Annotated in this window: 13 protein-coding genes; 11 read left to right on the forward strand and 2 right to left on the reverse strand. The window is 60.6% G+C overall.

Translation table 11 applies throughout. The features are described 5' to 3' along the window. Window positions 1-29 precede the first annotated feature (29 nt). The 8 genes from purD (at window position 30) to MHX61_RS05205 (ending at window position 8744) form a co-directional block, all read left to right on the forward strand. Window positions 30-1304 (forward strand): phosphoribosylamine--glycine ligase, encoded by a 1275-nt coding sequence (purD, locus tag MHX61_RS05170; RefSeq protein WP_239193307.1) that lies wholly within the window; start codon window positions 30-32, stop codon window positions 1302-1304. Window positions 1305-1345: 41 nt separating this feature from the next. Then, window positions 1346-2776, forward strand: a complete 1431-nt coding sequence (gene purB, locus MHX61_RS05175) for an adenylosuccinate lyase (protein ID WP_005325782.1) — start codon at window positions 1346-1348, stop codon at window positions 2774-2776. Window positions 2777-2936: 160 nt separating this feature from the next. Further along, window positions 2937-3830 (forward strand): phosphoribosylaminoimidazolesuccinocarboxamide synthase, encoded by an 894-nt coding sequence (locus MHX61_RS05180; protein WP_239193309.1) that lies wholly within the window; start codon window positions 2937-2939, stop codon window positions 3828-3830. Between the two features lie 39 nt (window positions 3831-3869). Next, entirely contained in the window at window positions 3870-5993 is a 2124-nt protein-coding gene (locus tag MHX61_RS05185) for a S9 family peptidase (protein ID WP_204611003.1), read from the forward strand. Window positions 5994-6049: 56 nt separating this feature from the next. Continuing rightward, complete coding sequence (locus tag MHX61_RS05190; protein ID WP_005325788.1) at window positions 6050-6733, forward strand: DUF2334 domain-containing protein; 684 nt, start codon at window positions 6050-6052, stop codon at window positions 6731-6733. Between the two features lie 283 nt (window positions 6734-7016). Beyond that, on the forward strand, window positions 7017-7502 hold the full coding sequence (locus MHX61_RS05195; protein ID WP_204611007.1) for a hypothetical protein: 486 nt from the start codon (window positions 7017-7019) through the stop codon (window positions 7500-7502). Then, the gene (locus tag MHX61_RS05200) at window positions 7502-8098 is read left to right on the forward strand and encodes a hypothetical protein (RefSeq protein WP_150850749.1); all 597 of its coding nucleotides are present in this window, start codon (window positions 7502-7504) and stop codon (window positions 8096-8098) included. Before MHX61_RS05195 ends, MHX61_RS05200 begins: the two co-directional genes overlap by 1 nt. 10 nt (window positions 8099-8108) lie before the next feature. After that, entirely contained in the window at window positions 8109-8744 is a 636-nt protein-coding gene (locus tag MHX61_RS05205) for a hypothetical protein (protein ID WP_204611009.1), read from the forward strand. Here MHX61_RS05205 and MHX61_RS05210 read toward each other — a convergent pair. Together MHX61_RS05210 and MHX61_RS05215 are read right to left on the reverse strand one after the other, a co-directional pair. Further along, window positions 8741-9931 carry a hypothetical protein gene (locus MHX61_RS05210; RefSeq protein WP_239193311.1) on the reverse strand — a complete coding sequence of 397 codons (1191 nt, stop codon included), beginning with the start codon at window positions 9929-9931 and terminating at the stop codon, window positions 8741-8743. The genes MHX61_RS05205 and MHX61_RS05210 overlap by 4 nt on opposite strands. A gap of 142 nt (window positions 9932-10073) precedes the next feature. Continuing rightward, window positions 10074-12848: an ExeM/NucH family extracellular endonuclease gene (locus MHX61_RS05215; RefSeq protein WP_239193313.1), complete on the reverse strand. Its 2775-nt coding sequence runs from the start codon at window positions 12846-12848 to the stop codon at window positions 10074-10076. A gap of 233 nt (window positions 12849-13081) precedes the next feature. Here MHX61_RS05215 and purS point away from each other — a divergent pair, with 233 nt between their 5' ends. The 3 genes from purS to purL are packed head-to-tail and all read left to right on the forward strand — an operon-like array spanning window position 13082 to window position 16331. After that, window positions 13082-13324 carry a phosphoribosylformylglycinamidine synthase subunit PurS gene (purS, locus tag MHX61_RS05220; protein ID WP_239193315.1) on the forward strand — a complete coding sequence of 81 codons (243 nt, stop codon included), beginning with the start codon at window positions 13082-13084 and terminating at the stop codon, window positions 13322-13324. Continuing rightward, entirely contained in the window at window positions 13325-14008 is a 684-nt protein-coding gene (purQ, locus tag MHX61_RS05225) for a phosphoribosylformylglycinamidine synthase subunit PurQ (protein ID WP_005325791.1), read from the forward strand. It begins immediately after the preceding gene. A 13-nt stretch (window positions 14009-14021) separates the two neighbouring features. Further along, window positions 14022-16331 (forward strand): phosphoribosylformylglycinamidine synthase subunit PurL, encoded by a 2310-nt coding sequence (gene purL / locus MHX61_RS05230; RefSeq protein ID WP_239193317.1) that lies wholly within the window; start codon window positions 14022-14024, stop codon window positions 16329-16331. Window positions 16332-16439: the final 108 nt, after the last annotated feature.

The following is a 16439-nucleotide window of genomic DNA, read 5'->3' on the forward strand; positions in this document are numbered from 1 at the left end:
CAGGCTACCCGCTAGTTATGATGGTGGGCATGCGCATTCTCGTAATTGGTTCGGGCGGCCGTGAACACGCCCTAGTCAAGGGCCTGTCCGCCGACCCTAAGAGCACCGAAATCCACGCCGCGCCAGGCAGCGCGGCCATGTCCGCCCTCGCTACCGTCCACCCGGATTACTCCCAGGTAGATGACGCTGATCGCATGGTAGAGCTCGCCCAGAGCATCGCCGCGGACCTCGTGGTCATCGGCCCTGAGGTTCCCCTCGTCGCCGGCGTGGCCGATGCCCTGCGCGCGGCCGGCATCGCGGTCTTTGGCCCCAACAAGGACGCAGCCCAGATCGAGGGATCCAAGGCCTTTGCCAAGGACGTCATGGAATCCGCCGGCGTCAAGACCGCCCGCGCGGAGCAGCTGCGCCCGGGCGCCACCGAAGACGACATTGAGGCCGCGCTCGACCGCTTCGGCCCGCAGTTCGTTGTCAAGGATGATGGCCTGGCCGGCGGCAAGGGCGTCGTGGTCACCCCAGACCGCGCCGCCGCCCGCGCCCACGTCGATGCCGTCCTCGCGGCCGGCAACCCGGTGCTGCTGGAATCCTTCCTCGACGGCCCCGAAGTCTCTCTCTTCTGCCTAGTCGATGGCGAGACCGTCGTCCCGCTGCTGCCAGCCCAGGATCACAAGCGTGCCTATGACAACGACGAAGGCCCCAATACCGGTGGCATGGGCGCCTACACCCCGCTGCCGTGGCTGCCGCAGGACGGCGTGCAGCGCATCGTGGACGAGGTCTGCACCCCTGTGGCCAAGGAGATGGCGCGCCGCGGCACCCCTTATTCCGGTCTGCTTTACGCCGGCCTGTCCTGGGGCGAAGAAGGCCCGGCCGTTGTCGAGTTCAACTGCCGCTTCGGCGACCCAGAGACCCAGGCAGTGCTCTCCCTGCTCAAGTCCCCGCTGGCTGAGGCCCTCCACGCCACGGCCACCGGCACCCTCTCCGAGCTCCCGCCACTGGAGTGGGAGGATGGCTTCGCCGTCATCATCGTCATGGCAGCCGAGGGCTACCCGGCCTCCCCACGCAAGGGCGATGCCATCACCGGCGCCGCCCTGGACGATCCGCAGCGCGTCCTCCACGCCGGCACCGTGCATACCGACGGCGCCTACCGCACCGCGGGCGGCCGTGTGCTCAGCGTGCTGGGCAAGGGCTCCACGCTTGCCGACGCCCGCGCAGACGCCTACGCCACCGTCGACGGCATCGAGTTTGCGGGTGGCTTTGTGCGCCGGGACATCGGCAAGCGAGCAGAAGACGGTGAGATTTCTCTCTAACCTTTCACCCCGCGGCGGGGCAGGCATGGAATAATAGCCACGTGGCTGAAAAGAAGAAGATTTCCAACGTCCTGTCCTCCCGCTATGCCTCTGCGGAGCTGTCCAATATCTGGAGCCCGGAGCATAAAATCATCTTGGAGCGCAAGCTCTGGATTGCGGTCATGCGCGCCCAGAAGGATCTGGGCGTAGACATCCCCGCCAAGGCCATCGATGCCTACGAGGCCGTGGTAGAGGACGTGAACCTTGAGTCCATCGCGGAGCGCGAGCGCGTCACCCGCCACGATGTGAAGGCCCGCATCGAAGAATTCAATGCGCTGGCCGGCTACGAGCACATTCACAAGGGCATGACCAGCCGCGATCTCACCGAGAACGTGGAGCAGCTGCAGATCCATACCTCGCTGGAGATCATCCGCGATAAGGCCATCGCCGTGGTCTCCCGCATCGGCCGCCACGCCGCCGAGTACCAGTCCCTGGTCATGGCGGGCCGCTCCCACAACGTGGCCGCGCAGGCCACCACCCTGGGCAAGCGCTTCGCTACGGCCGGCGATGAGATGCTGCTGGCCATTGAGCGCGTCGAAGATCTTTTGGCACGCTACCCGCTGCGCGGCATCAAGGGCCCGATGGGCACCTCCCAAGACATGCTCGATCTCATGGGTGGCTCCGAGGACAAGCTCGCCTCCCTGGAGACGGCCATCGCGGATTACCTGGGCTTCCACCGCATCTTCAACTCTGTGGGCCAGGTCTACCCGCGCTCCCTCGACTTCGACGCCATCTCCGCCCTGGTGGAGCTCGGCGCCGCCCCGTCCTCGCTGGCTACCACCATCCGCTTGATGGCCGGCAACGAGACGGTCACCGAGGGCTTCAAGGAAGGCCAGGTCGGCTCCTCCGCCATGCCGCACAAGATGAACGCCCGTTCCTGCGAGCGCGTCGGCGGCCTGCAGGTCATCCTCCGCGGCTACCTCACCATGGCCGCAGACCTCGCTGGCCAGCAGTGGAACGAGGGCGATGTTTTCTGCTCCGTCGTCCGCCGCGTCGCGCTTCCCGACGCCTTCTTTGCCCTCGACGGCCAATTCGAAACCTTCCTCACCGTCCTCGACGAGTTCGGTGCCTTCCCGGCCATGATCGACCGCGAGCTGGAGCGCTACCTGCCCTTCCTGGCCACCACCCGCATCCTCATGGCGGCCGTGCGCGCCGGCGTGGGCCGCGAGACCGCCCACGAGGTCATCAAGGAAAACGCCGTGGCCGTCGCGCTCAATATGCGCGAAAACGGCGGCGAGCAGGACCTGGTCCAGCGCCTTGCTGCCGATGACCGCCTGCCCATGGACGAGTCCGACCTCGAGGCCGCCCTAGCCGATAAGCATGCCTTCATCGGCGCCGCCGAGTCCCAGGTCAGCCAGGTGCTCAACCGCATCAACGCATTGGTAGGCGAGCACCCCAAGGCCGCGGCCTATACCCCGGGCGAGATCCTTTAATTCGAACCGCACCGGGCGCCTTCCTGTCGCGGTGCGCCCTGCCTGTCGCGGTGCGCCCCACTTTTCGCATTTCGATCAAATAGTCCCCGAATCCCACGCGGATTTCGGGGCTTATTTGATCGAAACGTGCTCGCTACCCCTGGGCGCTAGAATAAAGGTCATGCGACCTGAGCTTTCTTCTTATAACCATCTTGCCTCCGGCAAGGTCCGCGATATCTACGATGTAGACGAGAACACCCTGTTGATGGTGGTTTCGGACCGCATCTCGGCCTACGATCACGCCCTCGAACCGGCCATCCCGGACAAGGGCCGCGTGCTGACCGCAACCTCGAAGTTCTTCTTCGACTCCATCGATTTCCCCAACCACCTGGCCGGCCCGCTCGATGATGAGCGCATCCCCGCCGAGTGCCTCGGCCGCGCGATGGTGGTCAAGAAACTGGATATGCTGCCCTTCGAGTGCGTGGCCCGCGGCTTCCTCACCGGTTCCGGCCTGAAGGAGTACAAGGCCAACGGCACCGTGTGCGGTATCGAGCTGCCGGAGGGCCTGGTTGAGGCTTCCCGCCTGCCCGAGCCCATCTTCACCCCGGCCACCAAGGCAGAACAGGGCGAGCACGATGAGAACGTCTCCTTCGACTACGTGGTGGACAAGCTGGGCGCCGAGCGCGCCGAGGAGCTGCGCGCGGCCAGCCTCCGCATTTACTCCGAGGCCGCCGCGCTCGCGGAGGAGAAGGGCATTATCCTCGCCGATACCAAGTTCGAGTTCGGCCTAGACCAAGACGGCACCCTCGTGCTGGCCGATGAGGTCCTTACCCCAGATTCCTCCCGCTACTGGCCGGCCGATTCCTACGTGGAGGGCGAGGTCCAGCCGTCCTTCGACAAGCAATACGTGCGCAATTGGCTGACTTCCGACGCCTCCGGATGGGATCAAGCCGCTGACGGCACTCCGCCCCAGCTTCCCGACGACGTCGTTTCCGCTACCCGCCTGCGCTACATCGAGGCCTATGAGCGGCTTTCCGGCGAGCGCTTTGCGGACTTCCTCTCGCCCGAGGCCTAGCTCTCGCTCTACGGGGCGCCACGCGTACAGTGGGGCGGCATGAGCAACGAGAATCTTTCCGCCCCCGTGGCCGCCGTCCACCCCGTGACCCGTTCCTTCCACGGACGCGAGTTCGTGGATAACTACGAGTGGCTGCGCGATAAGGAATCCCAGGAAACCCTGGATTACCTCAACGCAGAAAATGATTACACCAAGGCGAAGACCGCGCACTTGGATGAGATGACGGAAAATATCTTCCAGGAGATTAAGTCCCGCATCAAGCAAACCGATATGTCCGTGCCTTCTCGCCGCGGCGATTACTGGTATTACGGCCGCACCGAGGAGGGCAAGAGCTACGGCTACTCCTGCCGCCTCCCAGTAGAGGAGGGGGCTGACCCATGGACTGCCCCGGTTATCCCAGAGGAAGGCACCCCGGCAGGTGAGGAGATTATCCTCGACGCCAACGCGCTGGCGGAGGGCAAGGACTTTTTCGCCCTCGGCGCCGCCTCCATCTCTGATTCCGGCCGCTACCTGGCCTATTCCGTGGACTTCGCCGGCGACGAGCGCTTCGAGCTCTACATCAAGGACTTGGAAAGCGGCGCGCTTCTCGACGACCACCTCAAGGGCATCTTCTACGGCGCCACCTGGGCCGGCGACGGCTATATCTTTTACACGACCGTCGACGAGGCATGGCGCCCTGACGCCATCTGGCGCCACAAGGTCGGCACCGCGCAGTCCGAAGACGTGCAGGTGTTCAAGGAAGAAGACGAACACTTCAACGTCGGCATCGGCAGCGCTCGCTCCGATAAATACCTCTTCCTTGGCGTGAGCTCCAAGGTGACCTCTGAGGTGTGGGTCCTCGAAGAAGACAACCCCGAGGGTGAATTCCGCCTGCTGTGGGAGCGCGAATCCGGCGTGGACTACGACGTCGACCACGCCGTCGTTAAGGGCGAGGATTACTGGATCGTCACCCACAACGCCACCGGCCCCAATTTCGAGGTCGGCTATACCAAGGCCAAGGATGAGCTGCCCGCCCTACGCGAGCTGCCGACGCTTCTGCCGCACGAGGAAACCACCCGCATCGAGGGCGTGGACACCTACCGCGATCAGATTGTGGTGGGCTACCGCCGCGGCGGCATCGGCCGCGCCGCCATCATGCGTGTGAACGACGGCTTTAGCGAATTCGAAGAGCTCAACTTCGACGAAGAACTCTTCACCGTGTCTGTATCCGGTAACCCCGAGTGGGACGCACCGGTGCTGCGCGTGAGCTACGTGTCTTTCACCCAGCCCTCCCAGCTCTTTGATTACCGCGTGGATACCGGCGAATTTACCCTGCTCAAGGAGCAGGAGGTTCCCGGCGGTTATAACCCGGATGACTACGTGGCCTACCGCCTGTGGACCACGGCTGCCGACGGCACCGAAATCCCCGTCTCCATTGTCCACCGCGCGGATCTCGACCGCACCCAGCCGAATCCGACCCTGCTCTACGGCTACGGTTCCTATGAGGTCAGCGTGGATCCGGCTTTCTCCGTTACCCGCCTGTCCCTCATGGATCGCGGCATGATCTTCGCCGTGGCCCATGTCCGCGGTGGCGGCGAGATGGGCCGCACCTGGTACGACGACGGCAAGATGCTCAAGAAGAAGAACACCTTCACCGATTTCATCGATGTCGCCGATGACCTCATCGCCCGCGGCGTGACCACCGCGGATCAGATGGTGGCCGAGGGCGGCTCTGCCGGCGGCATGCTCATGGGCGCGATTGCCAATATGGCCCCGGATCGCTTCACCGCCATCCAGGCCGTCGTGCCGTTCGTGGATCCGCTGACCTCCATCCTCATGCCGGAGCTACCACTCACGGTCCCTGAATGGGAAGAGTGGGGCGACCCGTACCACGATCCAGAGGTCTATGACTACATGAAGTCCTACTCGCCGTATGAAAATATCGAGGCTAAGGACTACCCGGACATTCTGGCTATCACCTCGCTCAATGACACTCGCGTACTCTACGTTGAGCCGGCCAAGTGGATCGCCCAGCTGCGAACGACGGCCACCGGCGGCGAGTTCTTGCTCAAGACCGAAATGGCCGCAGGCCATGGCGGCGTGTCCGGGCGCTATGAAAAGTGGCGCCAGAATGCCTTCGAGTACGCGTGGACCATCAACAAGGCCACTGGCTTGGAGAAGTAAAACCCGGATAGGGGGCCAACGCGCGAATCCTGAATTCCTGTGCGATAATTTTCCTTATGAATGGCCACCTTCTGGTATCTATCTCCAGCATCTTTGATGACACACGGAAGCAGGCTAGCCGGCTCCTCTCGATCCTTGATCGAGAGGAGATTCCTGTTTCCCTGCTGATTGCCCCGCATATCGACGGCAACTGGCACCTCGCCAAAGACAAAGACACTAAGAAGTGGCTCCAAGACCAAGCCGATGCCGGCCGCGTTCTTATCCTGAACGGTTTCGATCGCTCGGTGCAGGGCCGCCGCGCGGAATTCGCCAACCTCGATTCACACGAGGCGAAGCTGCGCCTCGCCGGAGCTACCCGCCAGATGGCCAAGATCGGCTTCGAGCCCACCATCTTCGCTCCCCCTCGCTGGCGCATGTCGCCCGGCACCTTGCAAGTCTTGCCGCAGTTCAAGTTTGAGGTAGCGGCCTCCACACGCGGCATCCTCCAGATTAATTCTGGTAAGTTCCACCAGGCCCGCAACCTTTCTTTCGGTGAAGGCTTTGGTTCCGCCAAGTGGTGGCGCAAGAACATTATTCGCGCTGCTGAGCGCTCCGCCCAGCGTGGCAATACGGTCCGCCTTTCGGTTTCCGGCCGCAACCTGGATGACCGCAAAGTAATCAATGACTTCGTCAAAGCCGCCGACCGGGCCATCAACGCCGGCGCGACCCCTGCCGATTACGGCGCATACCTTCCGAAATAGTCCGGACATTCCCTCGCCAGAGGCTCCGCGGAGCATCTGACGAGGGATTTTTGCTGCCTAAGCCCAGCTTCGCGAGTTTCGTCCATATAAAAGTCCATTTCCGTCGACGAAAGCGGTGGTTTATATGGACGAAAATCGTGAAATTGCTGATCTCAGCTGCACCAGTGCGAAGCAGTATCTGCTAGTGGCAGGCTGTCTCATGCATTGCGAAGTTGAGAAATGCAGACAAAATGCATTTACACTTTGAAGGGTGTATCTCTCTCCCTTACTATCTCGACCCCGTGTGCTGCTTGTGAGCCTCTGCATCATTCTGCTCGCATTAACTGCGATTGCCGGCGGATTCAAGCCTCGCGAGGGAGGAGATATCCCTACCTACGACTTGAGTGATGACCCCGTTATCGAGGGAGAAGGACTAACTTTTTCCTTTGAGGGAGTGGGTACGCGCCAGCAAATCATAGAGCCCAAGGAACTGACTGTTATAAAGGTGAAAATTACGAATCATCTGGATAGGGCGTTTTATCCTCGTGAGGTGCTGGGCACAAACCCGGAGGGGCGATTTTCTAAGCAGAGCGGGGAAAAGTTCAGTGTGTTTCGGGCAGGGAGTCGTCGGGGCGGCAGCATTTTGGGGCCAAGTATGAGTGCCCAGTATGAAATTGAGAAGTCCGGAAATGATGGTTTCTATCTATTCGATATTGTGCCAACCCCTAACTATCGAGGTTTCGTAAACAGTACGCTTCAAGGGAAACCACTGGCGAAGGTGCATTTCTAATGAAGCAACTGAATACGCCTATTTTGCGCAAGATTCTGTGGGGCCTTGTCATCATTGGCCTAGTGGTGGGTAGTGCGTATTTTCAGGATTTTTCTCGGGTCGAGCGGGTGAGCGAACATCGAGTAAAGATTAAAGGCGAGCTCAATGAAAAGGTCGCGGTAAACGGATTTGGAGAATTCCAGGTTAAGGGAATGCAACCATTTTCGAATCTGGAAGATGCCCACTCTGAGGGAATCTTCGTGCAGATTGAGGTTGCACAGAAGTTGACTCTGGAAAACACGGGGAGAGCAAGCTATTCCTTGCTAAGTAGGCAAGACAATGTATTTCTTTCTGTAGCGCACACGGGAAACTGTAATCCCAACACCCGCTATGTTGTGGTTTCTTGCCGCCCCATTTTTGAAATACCTGTGGACCAGCTGGAAGGAGCGGAGCTTGTGATCTCATTGACCCGCTGGGACGGGAAGTTCAACTTTGCTGAACCACAAATCCGAATTCCATTGCAGGTTGATTCTGAAAAGGCGACAAGCTTGGCAGAGGAAGCACAGGGAAGGACCATCCATCTTCCTGAGTTTGACGAGGGAGTATTGCTTGATTAGGCGGTTCGCATTGTTGTTTTTCGGAAGCCTAACCCTACTTTTGTCTTCGGGCTTACCGCTCTATTTCTTCTTCGGCAACGGGGGTAGCAGTGAGGCGGACTGGAACGGTCGGGTTGGAGAAATGTGGGCTTTAGGGCCTCAATTTGGAAGCGGGTTAGGTGGTCAGCCCGAGATTGGTGTTAAGTCGGCTGAAATTATGGAAACGTCTTACGCGGTGGACACCTATGGCAATAAATACAGGGTATTCGCCGCTGAAATTACGTGGAATGATGCTTCCGTACAGTCAGAGTTCTCGTGCAAAGTTTCCTATATTAATGACCGGAATCAGCAAGAATGGCGGTTAAGAACTACTGCTCCTGCTGTGGAATACGGAGGCGAAATTGAACTTCCGAAGACATTTGTCCCTCGTGGCAGCTTCTTCTCAACACACAGAGAAGACGCATGCGGAATTTTGCGCGACCAACAATTTTCGGCAAAACATCACCGTGAGCAGGACGGACCGGCTTCTCCCTCAGAGCAAGATACGCGCAGAAGCGTTACCGAGTACATTCCGCTGCCGGAAGATTTAGAAATCGACCGGATCATCGTTGAAGTAAATAAGCCAGGAGACGTTGACGGAGACAAGTCAGAGTTTGCCGTTAACTAAGTCCATTGTGGTTTGCGTAGCCGATTAATGATGCTCCCTTGGCACCGGTCTGCGGTCACGCAACTGAGGACGGTGATGACTGCAAGTGCTAAGACTTTTCCGAACGGAAGCAGCGAATATTTGATGTAAAACCGCGGCCTAGGCGCAGTAATTGGCCCGAAAATAAGATCTAACAGCCAGCGCCACAGGTTTTCCGGAACCCAAAATAGATTGAAGTAGAAGCAGAGGAGCGCTACTGCAAATGGTCCTATTGAGAACAACAAAAGTACTGTTTCACGAGTGGCCTGAAGGAACGTAAACGTTTGCCGGGATACCAATTGTGGGGCCATTGCCCACTCGTCCCGTGTTTGGGGAAAGGGTGAGTTCTCGTCCAGAATAATGCTTTTACGCAGGACTAATTGGACAAATATTATCCACGAAACGGGCAGCACTAAGACTGTCGAAAATAGAAAAGCGATGCCTTCCTTCAGTGGTTCCACGCCAGAGAAGAAGTCTTTTCCGGATTCCCACCAATCCCAGAAATGAAATTGTTGTGGCCAAGAGTATTCACCGGCAGCAAAGTTTTTCAGCCAGGTAGTAAGGGTAAATGCCCACAACACTTCACAGTAGGCCAATAACCATGCGCACACGAGATTCTTACGTCCCAGCCCCGACCACCTCAAAAGCATCCGCACTATGACGGCCGCGCAGAACACCACAATAGTTGAGCGTTCGTCATAGCTGGGGTCGACTTGGAGGGAGTCGAAGTATTCAGCGCTTCCTGCCCGCAGCTCGATGATCGGCATTCGGCGATCGATAAAGTCATCCTCATACCAACCAGTGGATAGGTATATAGCGATAAATGGAAGTATTAACGCACCGGTGGAATGGAGGAGGTATCTAAATCGATTTTCTTCGGGTACCGCGAATTTTAGGTGGACTAGATCCTTTTCGATGATCCATATGGCAACAATTGCCCCAGACATGATGGCGAGAGCGGCAAAAGGGAGGGTCAGAGTACTGAGAATCGGATGGATAAATGTCAGGGCTACGGAGCCCCATAGAAGGATCCTGTTCAGTGCAACGGCCAAAACTAAGGTGCCAAATAACGCGAGCCAATTGTTCTTGAGGACGCGGAGAAAGTCTTGGGGAACGTAGCGGAGCTCGTCCGCCTTCCGCCGAAAATCAGAAGCTACTTCCTGGATCATTTGCTTTGACACATGGAGCGCAGAGAAGCGCTCGGGGTAGGGGATAGGGCAGATTCAGGATACATCTTTTGAGGCCTAACTGAATGGAAAGTCCCTGCTCTACATAGGAAGAGCAGGGACTTCTATAGGCCGGCAAAGGTGATTAGCGCTGCAGGCTAGTGATGAAGTTCTTCACTTCCTTTGGCAGCATGACCCAGATGGGGGCCGGGATGGCTTTGTGGAGGTTGCCGGTCACGGCGAGGAAACCAGGGATGGCGACGAGGCCGGCGATGGCGGCGATGGCGGCGGCGATGCCTGCACTGACGGAGCTGGTGCTGGAGCTAGAGCCGGAGGCAGGCTTATCCGGCTTTTCAGAAGGGTTATCGGAGGGCTTGTCCTCTGGCTTACCTGGCTCATCGGAAGGCTCGTCTGCAGGATTGTCTGCAGGATCGTCTGGCTGGCCGGCGGAGTCGTCCTCGCCGAGGGTGAAGCCGACCTTGACCGGGTCGTGGTCGGAGGCGCGGAATGGGGAGTCATCGTAGAAGTCCACGATGTTGTAGTTGCGGCGGGAGTATTCGAAGGCGACGGGTTCATCGGCGTTGATGTTCCACACTTGGGCGTCGTCAAGCGTGCCGGTGGCAACCTTGTTGGCCAGCACGTGGTCGAGGGTGCCAAGCAGGCCGGAGAACTGGTAAGAGGGGTCAGCCTCGTACTTTTCGGCAGGGACGGTGAATCCATCGTTGCGGAAGACATCGAGCGCCGTCTCGTGGGTGTAGGTATTGAAGTCACCCAGGGCGAATAGCGGCTTATCCTTCCAGTCCTCTTGCTTGTGCAGCGCATCGAGCACGGCCTGGGCCTGCGCATTGCGGACGTTTGGGTTATTTCCCTGGCCGTCGCCGGAGTCGGCGTCGCCCTTGGCCACCGAGCCCTTGGACTTGAAGTGGTTGGCCACGGCAACGAAGGATTCCTCGCCCTCCTTTAGTGGCTGGAATTCCTGGGCGAGCGGTTCGCGGGCGGTGCCAGTGAAGCGATCATCCTGGAAGATGCGGGATTCGCCGACGGGCTTGACCACATCCTTGTGGTAGATGAACGCGGTGCGGATGACATCCGGGGAGCTTGGTACGGCGTCTTCGGAAGGGGAGGGGACAAAGCCCCACTTGTCGGAGCCGGCCGCCTCGTTGAGCTTTTCCGTCAGGTGCTTGAGTGCCTTATCGCGCTGGGCAAAGTCGCCGGTGACGGCGTAGCCATCTTCGATCTCGGAAAGGCCGATGACATCGGCATCGAGGCCGTTGATGGCCGCGACAATCTTGCGCTCCTGGTCTTCCAGCGCGGATTGGGTATAGGCGCCGCGGGTCTTGCCGCGATTGACGGTGACCTTATTGCCCTCGCGATCGGTGTAGGCACTGCCGCCGAATTCCTCGCCCAGGGAGGTGAAGTAGTTCAAAACGTTGAAGGCACCGATGGTGTATTCGCCCTTGACATCATCGACGGCGCGCAGCTCAGCCTCGCGGGAGTCCTCCCAAGAGATGGGCAGGTCCGTGCCCTTGGTAGTGCCGGTAACCGGGGTGGTGGGCTGGAAGCGCCACTGCTCATGAGAAAAGCCTACGATGACCGGGTGCTGGAAGGAGACGGTGTCGGTGGTGCGCAGGGATTTGATGGTGTGGGCATCATCCTGGGCGATATATGGCAGCGGGGTTTCCTGGTCGGTCTTTAAGTAGTCGCGGGTGCGGCCATCGTCCAAGGTGACCAGTTTATCGGCGTTGTCCTTGGTCAGCTTCTGGATATCGGAATTGGGATCCGTGGAAGGGGAGAAGATATCGGAAGGCTGGCGGAAGGCTTCCTTGCCAGGGGCAAGGCCAATCTCGCCATACTGGTTGAGGGAGTAGTTATTGGTTACGGTGTGCTCGCCGGGCTGGATGAGCATGTGCTCGAAGGGCTCGCGGGCCTCGCTGCCATCAGGAAGCTGGTCCACCTTGAGTGGGGTGACCTTCTCTAGCGGGGTATCGAGCTGCGTGACCGCGGAGGCGGTGATTTGGGTGGAGCCATAGAACTCGGAGACCTTGCCGGTGACTGCGACGGAATCCTCGAGGTCTGGGTACTGATCGGCTGGCTTATCGCCCATGTACACGAAGAGGGCCTGGGAGGCATCGGTAGCCTCGGTGCCGGTCCCGCCCGTCTGGATGGTGAAGCCATTGAGGCCACCCTCGCTCCACACGCCGGTGACAACACCCTCGGTGGTAACGGTCTGGTCCTTGAGCGGGGACTCAGCGCCGGTGCCTTGGATATCCGCGATGGCGGTCACGCCCTCGGGAGCTGGCTGCTCGGGCTCGGCCGGCTCCTCAGGCTGCGGGGCGGGGGCTTCGTTACCGGAGTTGGTCGGGGTAGGCGCTCCGGTGGTGAAATCGGCGGCGTTGTCATCGCTATCGGTGCCCTCGGCATCGCGGGAGGCGGACTTGGCATTGGACAGTCCAGCGGCGGCGGTGCCTTCCTTGAGGGAGGCGGCGCCGTAGCCGATGGCGTCGATGGGGGTACCGGTGGCGTCGGCAAGCTGCACGGAGCCCTTAGAACCGGACATGTTGAGGCTGCCCTCGGCATCTGGGGCAGGCAGGGCCTCGCCCGCGCCATTGCCGGCCGCGCCCTGCACCAGGAAGTAGCCGTGCGGGGCGACGGTGCCGGAAAGCTCCACCTTGCCGCCGGTATTGCCGGAGGCGGAGAAGTACTCCACGGTGTAGCCGGTCAGGTCAATCGGGACATCGGTGGGGTTATAGAGCTCGATGAAGTCATGGGTGAAGGCAGCGCCCTTATTGCCGCCTCCTCCGTAGACTTCGGAGATGACGGCAGCGGAGCCATCAGCGGCGGCCGTGGCGGTAGGAACGGCAAGGGCGGCAGAAGACAAGGCGGTGGCAAGTGCCAGCGCGCCGAGGCGGCGAGAAGACATAGATTCAACCTTAAAAAGAGAGCGACAGTGTGCGTCGTCTATTAGTAGAGCACCGCGCCGGGCCAGGCTGGAGCGCACGCCGAAGTTTGCCAGAGCGTCGTTTGGGGTTCACGTAGAGTTTGCCCAACCGGGGTGAAACCCACACTGCGGGGGGTGAGTCTAGGTAAAAGGCGGGGGTGCCAACTAAACTAAGCCGCGCAGACCAAAGCCCCATACAGTAAGGCAAATATTTCATGGCTCGTGTAGTTGTCAATGTCATGCCCAAGGCGGAGATTCTGGATCCGCAGGGCCAAGCCGTCGTCCGCGCGCTGGGTCGCATCGGGGTATCCGGTGTCAGCGATGTGCGCCAGGGAAAGCGCTTCGAGCTCGAGGTCGATGACTCCGTCACCGCAGAGGACCTAGATAAGGTGGCCGCCACGCTGCTGGCCAATACCGTCATCGAGGACTACGAGGTTATTGGGCTGGAGGTCAAGTAAGTGACCGCCACAATCGGAGTAATCACTTTCCCCGGAACCCTGGATGATGTGGATGCCGCTCGCGCTGCCCGCACCGCCGGCGCAGAGGTAAAAAGCCTCTGGCACGCAGATACCGATCTGCACGGCGTGGATGCGGTAGTAGTGCCGGGCGGTTTTTCTTATGGTGACTACCTGCGCTCGGGCGCGATTTCCGCGCTCGCGCCGGTGATGCAGTCCGTTATCGATCGTGCGAAGCAGGGCATGCCGGTGCTCGGCATCTGCAATGGCTTCCAGATCCTTACCGAGGCCGGCCTGCTGCCGGGCGCGCTGACCCGCAATAAGGGACTGCACTTCCACTGCACCGATACCTACCTCGAGGTGGCCAATTCCACCACCGCATGGACCAGCGAGTTTGAGCAGGGCCAGAAGATCCTGGTGCCGGCCAAGCACGGCGAGGGCCGCTTCCAGGCCGGCGATGATGATATCGCCCGCATCGAGGGCGAGGGCCGTGTGGTCTTCCGCTATACCGATAATTACAACGGTTCCGTCAACGGCATTGCCGGTGTCAGCGATGAGTCCGGCCGCATCGTGGGCCTTATGCCGCACCCCGAGCACGCCATTGACACGCTAACCGGCCCATCCACCGACGGACTGGGACTTTTCGTATCCGCCATCAAGGCCGTCGCCCAAGCGCCGGCGGTTTAAGGAGGCCATTTTCATGACCGTTCATAATGACACCGTAGAAAAGGCGCAGTCCACCCCGGACGAGCAGCAGCCCTACGCGGAGCTCGGCCTGAAGGAAGACGAGTACCAGCGCATCCACGATATCCTGGGCCGCCGCCCTACCGATGCGGAGCTGACCATGTACTCCGTCATGTGGTCCGAGCACTGCTCCTATAAGTCTTCCAAGACGCACCTGCGTTACTTTGGCGAGACCATGACCGAGGAGATGGGGGAGAAGATCCTCGCCGGCATCGGTGAGAACGCCGGCGTGGTGGATATCGGAGACGGCAACGCGGTGACCTTCCGCGTGGAGTCCCACAACCACCCCTCCTACGTGGAGCCTTACCAGGGTGCGGCCACCGGCGTGGGCGGCATCGTCCGCGACATTATGGCCATGGGCGCTCGCCCAATCGCCGTGATGGACCAGCTGCGCTTTGGCCCTGCCGACGCCCCCGATACCAAGCGCGTCCTGCCCGGCGTGGTCTCCGGTGTGGGTGGCTACGGCAACTCCCTGGGCCTGCCCAATATTGGTGGCGAAACCGTCTTTGATGAGACCTATGCCGGTAACCCACTGGTCAATGCCCTGTGCGTGGGCACCCTCAAGGTCGATGACCTGAAGCTGGCCTTTGCATCTGGCAAGGGCAATAAGGTCATGCTCTTCGGCTCCCGCACCGGTCTGGATGGCATCGGCGGCGTGTCCGTGCTGGCCTCCGATACCTTCGAGGACGGCGCCGAACGCAAGCTGCCGGCCGTGCAGGTGGGCGATCCCTTCGCAGAGAAGGTCCTCATCGAGTGCTGCCTGGACCTCTACCACGCCGGCGTGGTCGTAGGGATCCAGGACTTGGGCGGCGCGGGTCTGGCCTGCGCCACCTCGGAGCTTGCGGCCTCCGGCGATGGCGGCATGGAGGTCAACCTCGATAACGTGCCGCTGCGTGCGAAGGACATGACTGCGGCCGAGATCCTCGCCTCCGAGTCCCAGGAGCGCATGTGCGCCGTTGTGGCTCCGGAGAACGTGGCGAAGTTCCGCGAGATCTGCGAGCACTGGGACGTCACCTGCGCCGAGATTGGCGAGGTCACCGAGGGCAACCACCTGGTCATCCGCCACCAGGGCGAGGTCGTCGTGGACGCCCCGGCCGGCACCATTGCGGATGAGGCTCCGGAGTACGACCGCCCGTATGCCCGCCCGGAGTGGCAGGATGAGCTGCAGAAGTACCAGGGCACCGACAAGCGCGGCCTGGTTGAGTCCCTGCAGAAGCTCGTGTCCTCCCCGGCGCTGTGCTCGCGCGATTTCATCATGAACCAGTATGACCGCTACGTGCGCGGCAATACCGTCCAGTCCCACCATGCGGATGCCGGCGTGCTGCGCATCGATGAAGAGACCGGCCGTGGCGTGGCCGTGTCCGCCGATGCTTCCGGTCGTTATACCAAGCTGGATCCGAACATGGGCGCCCGCCTCGCGCTGGCGGAGGCTTACCGCAACGTCGCCGTCACCGGTGCGAAGCCCGTCGCGATTACCAACTGCCTAAACTACGGCTCCCCGGAAAACCCCGACGTGATGTGGCAGTTCCGCGAGTCTGTGCATGGGCTTGCCGACGCCGCCGTGGAGCTTTCCATCCCCGTCTCCGGCGGCAATGTCTCCTTCTACAACCAGACCGGCGAGGAGCCGATCCTGCCTACCCCGGTGGTAGGCGTGCTGGGCGTTATCGATGACGTGCACAAGGCCATTGGCAATGAGCTCGGCACCGTGGACGAAAAGGAAGTTCTTATCGCCCTGGGTGAGACCAAGGACGAGTTCGGCGGCTCCATCTGGCAACAGGTAAGCGCCGATACTTCCGATGCTTCCTCCCTCAATGGCTTGCCGCCGCAGGTGGATATGGCCAACGAGAAGCGCCTGGCTGAGTTCTTCCACGGCAATGAGCTGCTTACCGCCGCACACGATCTGTCCGAGGGTGGCCTTGCCGTGGCCGCTTTTGAGATGGCTAAGCGCGCTGGTGCGACTGCCGACGGCGCCGGCCTCGGCCTCAACCTGGACCTTTCCGCAGTCCACGAGGATGAATTCGTCGCGGCCTTCTCCGAGTCCGCCTCCCGCGTGCTCGTGGCCACCACCGCCGACCGCGCCGATCAGGTCCTCGCCCGCGCCGGCGAGCTGGGCATCCCAGCCGCCATCGTTGGCGAGACCACCGAAACCGGCGCCCTCACCCTCGGTGGCGAGTCCGTCGCCATCTCCCAGCTGGTCTCCGCCTGGTCCGCCACCCTGCCGGACCTCTTCGACCACGCCGTGGGCGCTAACTCCGTAGTGGAGTAAGCCGCTTCGCAGTCCCGCAGCTCTACGACGCGGCCACGCGAAAAGTCCAGCCAAAGCTGGGCTTTTCTTGTTTTGCTCCATTAAACTACCGGTGCAACCGCAGTATTC

Origin of the sequence: Corynebacterium sp. ACRPF, assembly GCF_022347395.1 — a bacterium.
Taxonomy (GTDB): domain Bacteria; phylum Actinomycetota; class Actinomycetes; order Mycobacteriales; family Mycobacteriaceae; genus Corynebacterium; species Corynebacterium tuberculostearicum_D.

Bases quoted from the DNA above. Each gene is read 5' to 3' on its own strand.
- MHX61_RS05190 (WP_005325788.1), top strand. From the start codon at position 6,050: ATGAATGGCCACCTTCTGGTATCTATCTCCAGCATCTTTGATGACACA.
- MHX61_RS05185 (WP_204611003.1), top strand. From the start codon at position 3,870: ATGAGCAACGAGAATCTTTCCGCCCCCGTGGCCGCCGTCCACCCCGTG.
- purD (WP_239193307.1), top strand. From the start codon at position 30: ATGCGCATTCTCGTAATTGGTTCGGGCGGCCGTGAACACGCCCTAGTC.
- purS (WP_239193315.1), top strand. From the start codon at position 13,082: ATGGCTCGTGTAGTTGTCAATGTCATGCCCAAGGCGGAGATTCTGGAT.
- MHX61_RS05180 (WP_239193309.1), top strand. From the start codon at position 2,937: ATGCGACCTGAGCTTTCTTCTTATAACCATCTTGCCTCCGGCAAGGTC.
- MHX61_RS05210 (WP_239193311.1), bottom strand. From the start codon at position 9,931: ATGATCCAGGAAGTAGCTTCTGATTTTCGGCGGAAGGCGGACGAGCTC.
- MHX61_RS05200 (WP_150850749.1), top strand. From the start codon at position 7,502: ATGAAGCAACTGAATACGCCTATTTTGCGCAAGATTCTGTGGGGCCTT.
- purL (WP_239193317.1), top strand. From the start codon at position 14,022: ATGACCGTTCATAATGACACCGTAGAAAAGGCGCAGTCCACCCCGGAC.
- MHX61_RS05215 (WP_239193313.1), bottom strand. From the start codon at position 12,848: ATGTCTTCTCGCCGCCTCGGCGCGCTGGCACTTGCCACCGCCTTGTCT.